The 12823-nt window shown below is 39.2% G+C and carries 14 protein-coding genes; 8 read left to right on the plus strand and 6 right to left on the minus strand.

The window, feature by feature from the left end:
• Positions 1-14 precede the first annotated feature (14 nt).
• Entirely contained in the window at positions 15-461 is a 447-nt protein-coding gene (locus ATS71_RS00890) for a DoxX family protein (RefSeq protein WP_058403116.1), read from the minus strand.
• 194 nt (positions 462-655) lie between these two features.
• Positions 656-1801, minus strand: coding sequence for an iron-containing alcohol dehydrogenase (locus ATS71_RS00895; protein WP_058403117.1), 1146 nt, complete (start codon positions 1799-1801; stop codon positions 656-658).
• 450 nt (positions 1802-2251) lie between these two features.
• Here ATS71_RS00895 and ATS71_RS00900 point away from each other — a divergent pair, with 450 nt between their 5' ends.
• On the plus strand, positions 2252-3136 hold the full coding sequence (locus ATS71_RS00900; RefSeq protein WP_058403325.1) for an AraC family transcriptional regulator: 885 nt from the start codon (positions 2252-2254) through the stop codon (positions 3134-3136).
• Positions 3137-3184: 48 nt separating this feature from the next.
• Here the strand turns inward: ATS71_RS00900 and ATS71_RS00905 are convergent, their stop codons facing one another.
• Positions 3185-3604, minus strand: coding sequence for a VOC family protein (locus tag ATS71_RS00905; RefSeq protein WP_058403118.1), 420 nt, complete (start codon positions 3602-3604; stop codon positions 3185-3187).
• A 193-nt stretch (positions 3605-3797) separates the two neighbouring features.
• Here ATS71_RS00905 and ATS71_RS00910 point away from each other — a divergent pair, with 193 nt between their 5' ends.
• From ATS71_RS00910 to ATS71_RS00920, 3 genes are all read left to right on the plus strand, one after another.
• Complete coding sequence (locus tag ATS71_RS00910; protein WP_171034591.1) at positions 3798-4166, plus strand: hypothetical protein; 369 nt, start codon at positions 3798-3800, stop codon at positions 4164-4166.
• A complete protein-coding gene (locus ATS71_RS00915; protein WP_058403120.1) occupies positions 4163-4537 on the plus strand; it encodes a hypothetical protein in 375 nt (124 codons plus the stop codon). Before ATS71_RS00910 ends, ATS71_RS00915 begins: the two co-directional genes overlap by 4 nt.
• 133 nt (positions 4538-4670) lie before the next feature.
• Positions 4671-6860, plus strand: a complete 2190-nt coding sequence (locus tag ATS71_RS00920; protein WP_058403121.1) for a fasciclin domain-containing protein — start codon at positions 4671-4673, stop codon at positions 6858-6860.
• A gap of 42 nt (positions 6861-6902) precedes the next feature.
• On the opposite strand, the gene ATS71_RS00925 is transcribed toward ATS71_RS00920, so the two are convergent.
• Positions 6903-7748: a sterol desaturase family protein gene (locus ATS71_RS00925; RefSeq protein ID WP_058403122.1), complete on the minus strand. Its 846-nt coding sequence runs from the start codon at positions 7746-7748 to the stop codon at positions 6903-6905.
• Positions 7745-8191 carry an SRPBCC family protein gene (locus ATS71_RS00930; protein WP_058403123.1) on the minus strand — a complete coding sequence of 149 codons (447 nt, stop codon included), beginning with the start codon at positions 8189-8191 and terminating at the stop codon, positions 7745-7747. Before ATS71_RS00930 ends, ATS71_RS00925 begins: the two co-directional genes overlap by 4 nt.
• A 94-nt stretch (positions 8192-8285) precedes the next feature.
• Between ATS71_RS00930 and ATS71_RS00935 the strand changes: the two genes are divergently transcribed.
• The 4 genes from ATS71_RS00935 to ATS71_RS00950 all read left to right on the plus strand — a co-directional run bounded on the left by ATS71_RS00935 (position 8286) and on the right by ATS71_RS00950 (position 12429).
• Positions 8286-9287, plus strand: coding sequence for an AraC family transcriptional regulator (locus ATS71_RS00935; RefSeq protein WP_058403124.1), 1002 nt, complete (start codon positions 8286-8288; stop codon positions 9285-9287).
• A gap of 165 nt (positions 9288-9452) precedes the next feature.
• Positions 9453-10223 (plus strand): substrate-binding periplasmic protein, encoded by a 771-nt coding sequence (locus tag ATS71_RS00940; protein ID WP_058403125.1) that lies wholly within the window; start codon positions 9453-9455, stop codon positions 10221-10223.
• Positions 10224-10268: 45 nt separating this feature from the next.
• Entirely contained in the window at positions 10269-11213 is a 945-nt protein-coding gene (locus ATS71_RS00945) for an alpha/beta fold hydrolase (protein ID WP_058403126.1), read from the plus strand.
• A gap of 127 nt (positions 11214-11340) precedes the next feature.
• Positions 11341-12429, plus strand: a complete 1089-nt coding sequence (locus ATS71_RS00950) for a polysaccharide lyase family 7 protein (protein WP_058403127.1) — start codon at positions 11341-11343, stop codon at positions 12427-12429.
• On the opposite strand, the gene ATS71_RS00955 is transcribed toward ATS71_RS00950, so the two are convergent.
• Complete coding sequence (locus tag ATS71_RS00955) at positions 12419-12823, minus strand: nucleotide triphosphate diphosphatase NUDT15 (protein WP_058403128.1); 405 nt, start codon at positions 12821-12823, stop codon at positions 12419-12421. The genes ATS71_RS00950 and ATS71_RS00955 overlap by 11 nt on opposite strands.

Below are 12823 nucleotides of genomic sequence, written 5' to 3' on the forward strand. Positions count from 1 at the left end.
TTTAATTATAAACGTTATTTATCAGCTAGTTTTTTAGCAATAACACTATCAACCGAAAAGCTACCTGCACCTTGAATAGCAAGCGCTGCAGTTGCAACTAATAAAGTAAGGGCATATTCGTAACCGTTGTTAGCCATAAATAAACCATTGTTAATGTGTACACTAAATATTGCAATCAACATTGTAAACGCCGTAACTATGGCTGCTGGGCGTGTTAATATACCAAGTGCTAATGCAATGCCGCCAAAAAATTCAGCGCTGCCTGCCATTAAAGCTAACCAGTAACCTGGCTCTAAGCCAATACTTGCCATCCACTGCCCTGTGCCTTCAAGGCCGTAACCGCCAAACCAAGCAAATAATTTTTGCGCGCCATGCGCTGCTAAAATTAAACCGACTGGTACACGTAAAATAAGTGCTGCTGCGCCTGCTTTAGAGTTTAATATTTTTTGTAGTAGTGTCATGAGTTTTTATCCTGTGTAAATTTATAAGGTGTTAGTTTTGCTAACCGATGAACACAGTTTACTATCATCATTTTAAAACATTAATACCGATATTATTGGTTAATTATAAACACAGTGTTTTTAATTTATTTTATGCATAAAAAAGCCGCTAACGTAAACGCTAGCGGCTTTTAGTTTTGTATTACTTTAAGCGCTTAAGCAATTGCTTGCTCTAAAATTTCGCGGCTTTGTGTAAGTGTAATTGCTTGGTTTTCACCAAGGGCTACCATGCCGTGAGCTTCAAGCTTAGCAAGTACGTTTTCTACTGCAGCTGCTTTGTCACCGCCATGTTCAGTAAGCACAGTGGCTACATCTAAGCTGTGGTAAAACGCTTCAATTGCTTGAATTGTTTGCTCTGCTAAATCATCCGATTGTGCAAGACCAAATACGTTTTTACCCATTTGCTCTAGCTTCGCTTTTTTAACTGCAAATTGGTTACGTAGTAAAGAAGGCTGAACAATAGCCAGTGAACGTGCATGATCAACACCGTAAGCAGCTGTAAGCTCATGGCCAATCATGTGTGTTGCCCAATCTTGCGATACACCAGAACCAATTAAACCATTAAGTGCTTGGTTTGCTGCCCACATAAGGTTTGCACGCCATGCATCGTCTTGGTTTTCAAAGTTATCGCCCAGCGTTTTAAGCGTTCTTAAAAGTGCCTCTGCGTAACCTTCTTGAACCAATGCTGTTTCAGGGAATGTTAGGTACTGCTCACACGTATGAACCCATGCATCTACTAAACCATTCACAAGTTGGCGCTGCGGTAATGTTTTCATTACATCAGGGTCCATAATCGCGAACTTTGGTAGCACTTTTGGTGATGCAAACGGTAGTTTTTGCTTCGTTGCTTCTTTGCTCACAACTGAATTTTGGTTAGACTCAGAACCCGTTGCAGGTAATGTTAATATTGCACCGATTGGTAATGCGCTAGTAATAGTATGCTTACCAGTAGGGATATCCCAACCTTCGCCATCATAAACTGCCGACGCTGCAATGTATTTAACGCCGTCAATTACAGAGCCACCGCCTACACCTAATACAAAGTCGATATTTTGTTCTTTACAAATTTTTACTGCTTGGTCTAACACTTCAATTGTTGGATTGGCACCAACACCTGAGAACTCTACCCAATCAAAACCTTCAAGTGCCGCTGCAACTTGGTCGTACACGCCGTTCTTTTTAATAGAACCGCCGCCGTACACTACTAAAACTTTTTGATCTTTTGCGATCAAATCGGTTACTGATGCAATTTGCTGTTGGCCGAACTGAATAAGTGTTGGGTTTACGTAGCTAAATTTCATTATTTTGCTCCTAGGTAACGGTTAAATACTAGGGCGTGTTGATCTTTGCGGATTGAAATTTGTTCAATCTAGGGGCGATTAAATCGCGGCGCGAGGTTTGTAACTTAGTGGACTAAGTAAAAACCGAGTAACAAAGAGTTTATCGCCCCTAGGCAGAACCCGAAGGGCAGCGCATGTTTGGCATTTATGCTGCGTTATCGCCTATTTATGGGGAGTAACCACACTTCATAGGCTCTGCCTTGCCTAAAAACCAAACATACTGCTGTAAATTCAACCATAAAAGATCAACACGCCTTAAATAGAATGCTTAGTTACTCACTAAGCTAAATTTCAATAGGTGCATATTAGTGGCAAAACAAACATTAAAAAAGCCTAATAAATGCCTAAAGTTTGCCTAATACTGCCAACATTGTTATTTTACGCAAAATTTGTACGATAAAATGTTTTTTAATGCCCACTATAGCCAGCATGTTGCAGCAATACGCCGAGCACAATGATTTGCTCAATTTTGAGGGCGTTAAGAAAACGATTATTCCCGGGGTTTACTTTCATCGTGCGAGTAAAAGTTCACCTCGTCAGCCACTCATTTACAACTCTGGTATTATTTTAGTTGGCCAAGGGCATAAAATAATTCATTTCCCTGATCATCAAATAAAATATGGTGCTGGCGACTACCTGGTTTTAGGTGTACCCGTACCACTTGAATGCGAAGCCTTTACTGATAATGGCCTACCTGTAATGGGCGTAGTTGTTGATATTAACCCAGCAACATTACATAAGTTAGTAAACCAAATGGGCGAACATACGCCGTTTACTTCTGGGCAAATGAGCGGTGTGCAATCAGCAAAAGTAGATGGTGCTATGGAGCAAGTAACTCATCGTTTATTAAGCGCACTAAATAGCCCGCTAGAAGCCGATATTTTTGGTGAAGATATAATTAAAGAATTGGTATACCGTGTACTTTGTGGTCCTCAGGGCCATACTTTAATTGGCCTTGCCATGCACGATGGGCACTACGCCCGAATAGCACGCACACTGTCTACTATGCATAAAAACTATGCAGATCAAATTACTGTTGAAGGCTTAGCTGAAGAGGTAAACATGAGTGTGTCGTCATTTCATCGCGCCTTTAAACAAGTGACCTTTGAATCGCCATTGCAATACTTAAAAAAAGTACGCTTAGCAAAAGCAAAAGAACTCATTACAAACAACGGTAGTAAAGCAAATGAGGCCGCATTGAAGGTAGGTTACACCAGCCCCTCGCAGTTTAGCCGTGAGTTTAAGCGCCACTTTAATAAAACGCCAAGCGAGGTCATACCTCAATTACAGAGCTAAACCTCAACAAAGCCACTATAAAAGTGGCTTTGAATACATAAAAACTAGTTAGACTTTTTTGAATAAAACCTCAGGATTAACCATGGTTTTCATTTCGAGTACATTGCCATTAGTATCTTCGATAAAAAAGGTTTCTTGTTCAAACTCATCTCCTACAAATCGGCGATAAGGCTTATCAAGGTATTCTAAACCTGCATCTTCTATACGTTTTTTTAAATTGTTAAATTCATCCTCAGATAAGTGAATACCAAAATGAGGAACCGCAACTGCCCCCATATCTACATCATGGCGAACAGTAGGTAATCGTTCAACGCTTTGGTGTAATGTAAGCTCGTTACCCCAAAAGTCGATATCTACCCAACGACCCTCTTCACTATTACCGGTTTTACAACCGAGTACGTCACAATAAAATGTTTTAGCTACTTCTAAGTCGCCGGCCGGAATTGCCAAATGCAAACAATTAGACATAAATTACCTTTGGTTATTTCTTAATCTTTAATAAGTTTTCTATATTATACATAAATTGTAATTTATATTACACAAAACACTTTTTTTGAGCATATTTAAGCCTTCATACATTTCATATGATCTTTTTAACTATTTGCCCGCAATGTTAAGCGCTGCTGTTAAACACTCCCCGGTTACTTTAAACTGACTAGCTATGCTTAAATTTTTCTTTATAAAATTCGGTGCTTTTTTTTCAGGCTGTTTGCTGTGCTTTGTGATGCATACTGAATTTAATTTTCCTGCTGTTATTGCTGCCTCTATGGTTGGCCTTTTTGGTTCTTTTATTTCTTTTCCAAAGTCTCTTATTATTCATCCAAACGCTGCTATTTACGCAGGAAGTTTTGCTGGTATGTGTTCTTCTAGTTTAATTAACAGTTACTGGGAACTGGGTTTTGTTTCACTCTTAGGTGCTTGTTTGTATGTACTTACTTTAAATTTATTTTCTGGCTTTGGAGGGAAGTTAGGGAGTATTGCATTTGTAAGCGTTGCTGTCTTTGCGCTAGCAAAAGGAATATTTGTATGACAATAGAATACCCGGCAATTGCATTTTTTGGCGCTTTATTAACATTTTTACTCGCCAAACATAGGCTTTTTAGCGCTATTAGCGCCTCTTCGAGTTTATCTATAATTGCTTACTGCATTTTTTATGGTTTTAATTTACACCCCGAGCTTTACAGTGCCATTTTTTTTGGTGGTACGTTTATTGGTATGAGTGCACCTAAGCGTTTTGGTTTGTATACAATAACCTGCGCTGCAGTGATTTTTGCGATTCTATTTGAATATTTAGTCCCTAAAATAAGTAACTATGGTGGAGCACTAGGTATAAGTGCATTTTTATCTGTATGTGCTTGTCATATATTTATTTTATTTGGGGCACCACGTAGTAAAAAGTAATAAATAATACGAATACCTTTCAAATTTAAAATTCAGAAGTTTAAAAAACACTCAAATAAATCTGATCTCTTGTAAAAGTACTCCCGTAACGTTACGAGATTGTTAATTACATCTCACACAGAAGGATCAGGTCATGAACAAATTACTGAAGGTATGTCTCATAACACTTCCCTTGTTATTAGCACAAGGTTGTAGTGACGATGATGACGATAACATACCCGTACAAGTTGAACCCGAAGCATCTTCAACCATTGTTGATGTAGCAAGAAATGCGGGTAACTTTACTACCCTAGTTGCAGCGCTAGAGGCAACAGGCTTGGACGATACACTTGCCGATACGAGTCAAGAATTTACTGTTTTTGCACCAACAGATGATGCCTTTGGACTTCTCGGCGAAGACACAATAAATGACCTACTAGCCGACACAGATACACTAAGCTCAATATTAACCTACCACGTTGTATCAGGAAGTGTTAACGCAGAAGCAGCTATAGGCCTTGCAGGTACGACCATCGACACGGTAAACGGCGGAAAAGTTGCATTATCATTAAGCGGCGAGAGTTTGTTAATTAATACAAGCACAGTAACCATGACTGATATTACAACAGACAATGGCATTATCCATGTGATAGACGCAGTACTTATGCCTATTGCCACTGCTGAATCAGCTCCTACCGCTAATATTGTAGAAACAGCGAATCAAGCAGGCGACTTCACTACCTTACTTGCCGCATTAGACGCTTCGGGTTTAACATCGGCATTGAGCGATGAGTCAGCGCAGTTCACCGTTTTTGCACCTACAGATGCAGCTTTTGATGCTGTTGGTAGAAAAATGATTAACACACTTTTAGCAAACCCAGAGGTACTAGCCGACATCTTAAAGCAGCATGTTTTAACGGGCACGGTTGATTCGGTAACGGCTATGTCATTAAATGGTCAATCTGCAGAAACGCTGCTAGGCAACTCTCTTCCAATTACAATTAATACTGAAACAGACATGCTTATGTTTGGTGGTGCCAATATTGTGGTTAAAGATATTGCTACAACCAACGGAGTGATTCATGTAATAGATTCGGTCATTGTAGCTGATGTAACTTTGCCTGAAAGCTTTGGTACAATTGCCGACGTTGCCAGCGAAAATGGTAACTTTACAACATTAATTGCTGCGCTCGGTGCAACTGGCTTGGACACGTTAGTCGCAAATCCTACTAATACTTTTACGGTATTTGCTCCTACCGATGATGCTTTTGCAGCGCTTGGGCAAGACACCATTGATGCGCTACTTGCAGACACTGATACCCTTCGCGATATTTTACTTTACCATGTAGTTGCCGACGCAAGTGTTTTGTCTGACGCAGCAGTCGCCATTGCAAATAGCGAAAACAATAAAGTTGAAATGGCAAATGGCGATATGGCTGCCCTTTCATATGTAGATAGCGCATTATTCATCAACGACTCGGCAGTAACCACTGCAAATGTAACAGCTGATAATGGTGTAATTCATGTGCTCAATAAGGTAATTATGCCACCCACTGAAGTAGGTACACCTACTAAAACAATTGCCACCGTTGCGACAGAAACAGACGCTCTTTCAACATTAGTTACTGCTCTACAAGCTGCTGACTTGGTTGATACGTTTAACGATACAACAAAATCGTTCACCGTATTTGCTCCAACCAACGCCGCATTCAGCAAAATCCCAACCGACACCTTAAACGCGCTACTAGCCGATAAAGACGCATTAACCGGCGTATTAACACAGCACGTATTAGGCGCTCAAGTAGGCAGCACGGATGCATTTGCAGCTAATGGTAAAATGGTCACCACCCTTGCTGAAAATATGCTAAGTGTAAATATTGTCGACTTTACTAACACCACTAACGCTGAAACAGACAGTGTTGCATACGATGCAGACAATGCGCGTTTAGTAACAGGCATGGCTGATACAACACCGGGTAAAACAGTTTACGTTTTTGACAACGACTTAGGCGAGTCGATGAGCGTATGTGAAGATACCTGTGCAGCAACGTGGCCACCTGTGTTAGGCACCGCTGATTCCATCGAAAACATACCAAGTTTATCACTTATTGCTCGCGCAGATAGCACTATGCAGGTAGCGTACCTCGGTCGTCCACTGTATACCTACTCTGGCGACACGGCCCCTGGTGATGAAAACGGCCAAGGTGTTGGCAACATTTGGTGGCAGGTGAGTTTATCTGCAACGTCATTACAAGTTGCAGGAAGCAATGTAACAACCACCGACATATACACAAGTAATGGCGTGGTACATTTAATTGATACGGTTATTACTACTGCACAATAGTTTCTTTCCTTAGACAACAAAGTTAAGAGTGGATAACCACTCTTAACTTTTATATTTCACGCTATTATCATTCTTCTTTTGCGAGCTAGTTGGGTAACCAAACAAAATTTTTAACTTAGCTTCAAATCCTTTAGTTATGTAAGTTAGCTTAATTAAGTGCCGCCATTGATGAAATGTAATAGTAATTGGATTATTGCTATTTAGCTGCCCCACAATGCCATACTTACACGGCTGGTTTTTATCCTCTTTTACAAATGTACCAAATAACTTATCCCAAATTATAAGTACGCCAGCAAAGTTTTTATCTAAGTAGCTTTTATTAATTGCATGATGAACCCGATGATGTGACGGTGTATTAAATATAAATTCAAACCACCCGAGCTTATTTACTACCTGTGTATGCACAAAAAACTGATACGCCAAATTTAACGCAACAACGCTAAGCACAGTTATAGGGTTAAAGCCGATTAAAATCATAGGCAACCAAAATACCCACATACCGGCTAAGGGGTACATTAAACTTTGCCTAAATGCCGTTGTAAAATTCATTTTTGTAGAGCTATGATGCACGACATGTGCAGCCCACAACCAATGAATGTGATGCGACGCCCTATGAAACCAATAATATAAAAAGTCTTGCAAAATAAAGGCGAAAAAAACACCAAGTACCGACAGCTCAATATCAAACACGCGATATTCATACAACCAATTAAATAATGGCATCAGTAATATTAAAGAAAGCGCATCGGCAGCTTGATGCAATAACGCCAAGGCCGTATTCGCCATGCTGTCTTTTATATCGTAAAAACGCCTGTATTTAATAAATTCAACACTAACAAACACTAAAAAAACAGGACTAAGCGCGAGTAAAATCATCTCAATGGTCATACATTATGCTCCTTAAAATACCGCGCTAGTTTATTAAGCGCTTGCGAAATGTCATGTCTAACAAATAACTTAATCAGGCTACTTGGCATCCACCATGGTGGCTTAAAAGTAATGCAATACCTGAGCACTGTAGCTGTATTACCTTCATGCTCAATGGGAGTTAAATATATGTCTCCTTGATGATTGGCCACCGGCTTATCACCCATTATGCGATAGCAAATATACTTATTGCTGGCACTTATAATTTGTTCACTAAAAATAGCAAGCGGGGTTTTAACTTGCCTTATGGCACCTGCTCCACCTTTCATTTCACCTTTATTATGTGATTTTAATTGTGAAAATTGGGCATTAAAAAAACGTCCTAAATAGGCATGTTCAAGTAATACAGCAGCCACTTTCTCTGGTGGAGCAAGTAAAGTACATTTTAAATTTATAGAAACCATAAGCTACTACTACTAAAAATAGGACCTATAGCATAATAAAATTTAACGTGGCAAACTTGCTCTTACACGACCATTTTTTAGCTTTAGGCGACAAATGCAAACTCTTGCCGATCATTACTTTTCGAGTATTCTTGACTACCTACAAAGCCGAGGATTAAATAGCGCAGATGCTTTAAAAGCAATTAACTTTAACGAATACAGTAATCGTGCAACACAACAGCTGTCACCACGCATAACGCTTAAAAGCTATAATTCATTGCTTGATTATGGTCAAAAAACACTTAAAGACCCTTTATTTGGGTTTCGGCTGGGCCAACATATTCGCACCGCTGACTATGGCGTTTTGGGATATTTAGTAGAATCGAGTAATGGGTTAGGTAACGCGATACAAGCACTTTTAAATTACGACCGTTTGGTGGCAGATATAGGTCAAGCACAATTTGAACAACACAAAAACCTAGCCACTATACGCTGGTTTCCCCATGCCCACTGCAATGAACAAGTAGTGTTAAGAAACATGACGGCTTGGGTGAGTGTGGTGCGCCAATTACTCAAGACCGAATTATCACCAACCCAAGTAAGCTTTAAATATCACTACACTTATGAGCAAATAAATACGCTAACAACATGGTTTAATTGCCCAATTTTAACTCATGCTAAACACAACGAAATTTGTTTTCCGAGTAGTTACTTAAGCCTAAACTTTAAAACCGATAATGCTGCTATACATTTAGCACTTAAGCAGGTATCTGATCAGCAATTAAGTCTTTTTACTAGCCAGCAAAATATGTCTGAAAATGTTAGTCAAATTTTAATGGCAAAGCTCGATTTACAACATTGTACGTTAGCACGCACTGCAAATGCCTTAAGCATGACCCCAAGGACCTTGCAGCGACATTTAAAATCACAAGAAACAACATTTTTACTTCTTCTTGAAACCGAGCGAAAACGACGTATAAATGAGTTATGCAATAAACCCAATTTAGCGCAGTTGGCTTTAGCACTCGGATTTAAAGACCAAAGCTCTTTTAATCGTGCTTTTAAACGCTGGTACACATGCAGTCCACTCGAATACTTTAAAACTAAACACACGTAACCACATTAAAAAGGCTCTACCTTGCCTAAGTACCAAGCTTACTGATGTAAATTTAACCTCGAAAGATAAATAAGCCACACTTATTTACTTTTATTAAACATTTAAGTTTATATTTCAGTCAACATTCTTTAAACTCGAAGCATATTAGTTATAAAAGATTGTTTTATGCACCCTCGTGTTGTAATTATCGCCTTTATGTTAATGTTTTGTACCGCGGTAAATGCAACGAGTACACTTAACTTTATTGCAGAAGACCTACACCCATATCATTTTAAAAATGAAAACGGCCAAGCCGATGGCGCGCTTGTGGATTTAGCCAAAGCAGTTTTAAAAAACACAACGTTAAGTGCTTCATTTGAAATAATGCCCATGGCGCGCGCATTTCACGAGCTTGAAAGCAACCCAAACACTATTTTACTTTCTTTGTTAAAAACCCCAACACGCACAAATAACTTTATATGGTTAGGCGACGTATATTTTACCGACGCCTACGTAGTTAGCTTAAAAAGTAGTAAAGCAGAGGCAACACACTTAAACCACACTAAGTTTTATAAAATAGGCACAATTCGCGGTTACTCCAGTGCTAAATATTTACAGCAAATGGGCTTTACAGAAGACAAAAATTTAGTGCTAGTGAGCTACTATCAACAACTGTGGCAAATGCTGTATAAAAAGCGTATTGATTTTGTATTAATGAATACACTCACCCTTAATAACGAACTAAAAATGTCGGGGTTAGATCCAAGCCTTATCACTAAGCGGATCCACCTAGAAGATTTCCCTTCTACGCTTTATTTTGCGGCGAATAAAATGCTCGACGCGCAAACAGCCAATACACTATCAGACGCTCTTGAAGCAATTAAACAAAGTGGCGAATACAATGCTATTTTAAATAAATGGCAACTGCCACTGCCTAATACTGCAAATAAGTTGTAATAAATACTCGCTACAATTTAGCAAAGCTAACTACACCTCTTGGCTATGCGCACAATTAAAACACCTCACGGTATAACGCTTCATTATCAAGACGAAGGCAATAAAAAATCTCCGCCAATCATTCTAATAATGGGGCTTGGCGCTCAAATGACCGTATGGCCAGACACGTTATATTATGGTTTAGTTAAAAACGGTTTTAGGGTAATTCGATTTGATAATCGCGATAGTGGTCTGTCAACTCATTGTGATCACGCACCGCCTGCAAGTTTATTTAAATCGTGGTTAAGTAAACGGCTCTCCATCCCGACTAAAACTCCCTACTTACTCGATGATATGGCAAACGATGTTTTAGCACTTATGTGCGCACTTAAAATAAAAAAAGCCCACTTTGTTGGCGCATCTATGGGTGGGATGATTGCCCAGTTAATCGCAGCGCAACATAAAAAAAAGGTACTCAGTTTAACAACAATTATGTCGAGCTCTAGCCTACCAAGGCTAAGTGCTAAGAGCATTGGTGTATTTATAAAACTAGCAAAATTAAGGCCTAAAACGCCAAATCTTGATGAAGCAATAAATTACAACATTAAGCTGAACCAACTAATTGGCAGCCCTGCTTACCCTCAAACAGAAGACACACTTCGCCACCATGCAACGCAAATAGTTAAGCGTTCATACAATCCCAATGGTTATAAACGCCAATTAGTTGCAATGGCCGCAAGTAAAAACAGGCAACATTTAATACGTAAAATTAAAACCCCAACACTCGTAATTCATGGCAGTGACGATGTGGTTATTCCGCTTAATGCAGGTAAAAATACAGCCGCACTTATAAAAAAGGCCAAGCTAAGAGTAGTCCCTGGTATGGGCCATAATTTTGCCCCTGAGCTAATGCCTAAAATGACAAAGTGGCTAACTAAGCACATAAAAAAAGCGCAGCGTAAACACTTAAATAAAAAGCGCAAAAAACAGCAAAAAAACACATTGGTATAACCAATAATCTTATTTGAAATAATAAAAACCAAAAATTGGTAATGTTGATATTTTAAATTGGTATGTTAAATTAAAGCTAAGCGAAGTTAATATCGTTTACTTTTAAAATCATCACACAGAGACAACCATGAAAAAATACACATCTACTTTTAAACTCGCAGTACTTGCCGCTGTTACTCCTTTATTATTTATGGGCTGCGCTAGTACAAATACTAAAGTTGAAAATAATGCAGCAGTCCCTGCGTCAAAATTTGATTTATCGCAATGGAAAATAAACGTACCGGTCGATTTAAACAACGATGGAAAAATAGATACAATCGACGTTGAAGAAATTCAAACTTACGCTCACCCTGATTTTTTCTATCTTGATGAGCAAGGCTATATGGTATTTACCTCGCCAAATAAAGCACTTACCAGCGCCAACTCTACCAATACACGTAGTGAATTAAGACAAATGATCCGCGGGTCAAATACCAAAATTAAAACAAAAAACTCAAAAAATAATTTTGCATTGGCTGTTCATCCCCTTTCAGAGCGTTTTGGCTCTGTAGGTGGAAAAATGGAAGCCACGTTGAAGGTTGATCATGTAGCACTTCGAGCCACAGATCCTAATAAAAAAGCAGCTTACTCTGTTGTTGTTGGTCAAATTCATGCAGGTAAAGACCAAGCATTAATTGATACAAAACTGGGTTATGGGTGGGGCAACGAACCGCTAAAAATTTACTATAAAAAATGGCCAGGTCATAAAACAGGCTCCGTTTTTTGGAACTACGAACGTAACCTCCCAAAAACAGATCCTAACCGTACAGACATTACCTACCCAGTATGGGGAAACACGTGGGAAAACCCAAATGATCCAGCGGATATGGGAATAGCCCTTGGCGAAGATTTTAGCTACACCGTGAACGTGCATGGTAATGTAATGCACCTAACCTTTACCGCACAGGGTAATAAAGACGTTAATTACTCAATTAACTTAGGGAACAATGTTGATGCATATGGCAAGGTGGATTATAAAGATCATCCACATGGTTATGCTGCCGACTGGCACTATTTTAAAGCCGGTGCTTATAACCAATGTAGCACTAAATCATCTAAAGGTATTTGGTACCCTGGCTGCTTAGGTACAGGCGAATGGGCACTCGACAAGCAAAATGGCGATTACGCACAAGTGAGCTTTAAAAAATTAGTATTAAGCCCATCAACTAAACCGTGAGAGTTGCTGTAGCTAAGTAATTTTTAAGTGATGTAAACAGTGGCGAAGGTAAATTATTAATATCACACCAGCGCCACTGAATACATTTATCAGGCTCGTAAAGAGTTGGCTCGCCACCTTCATACTCTGCTTTTACATATAATGTAATGTAGTGTTTATTTTCAGCACTGAAAATATCGTTAGTAAAATCAAGCTTAGTTATTTTACTTACATTTAACCCTGTTTCCTCACATACCTCGCGTATTGCACATTGCTCAACTGCCTCGCCAAACTCTAAATGCCCGCCGGGTGTTGCCCATGTATTTGCACCATGTGCACCAATACGCTCACCTAATAAAATAGTGTTTTGGCGCATAATAATAACCGCCACGCCTACTCTCACTTCGTTACTCAT

This window comes from Pseudoalteromonas sp. H71 (assembly GCF_001468485.1).
GTDB lineage: Bacteria > Pseudomonadota > Gammaproteobacteria > Enterobacterales > Alteromonadaceae > Pseudoalteromonas.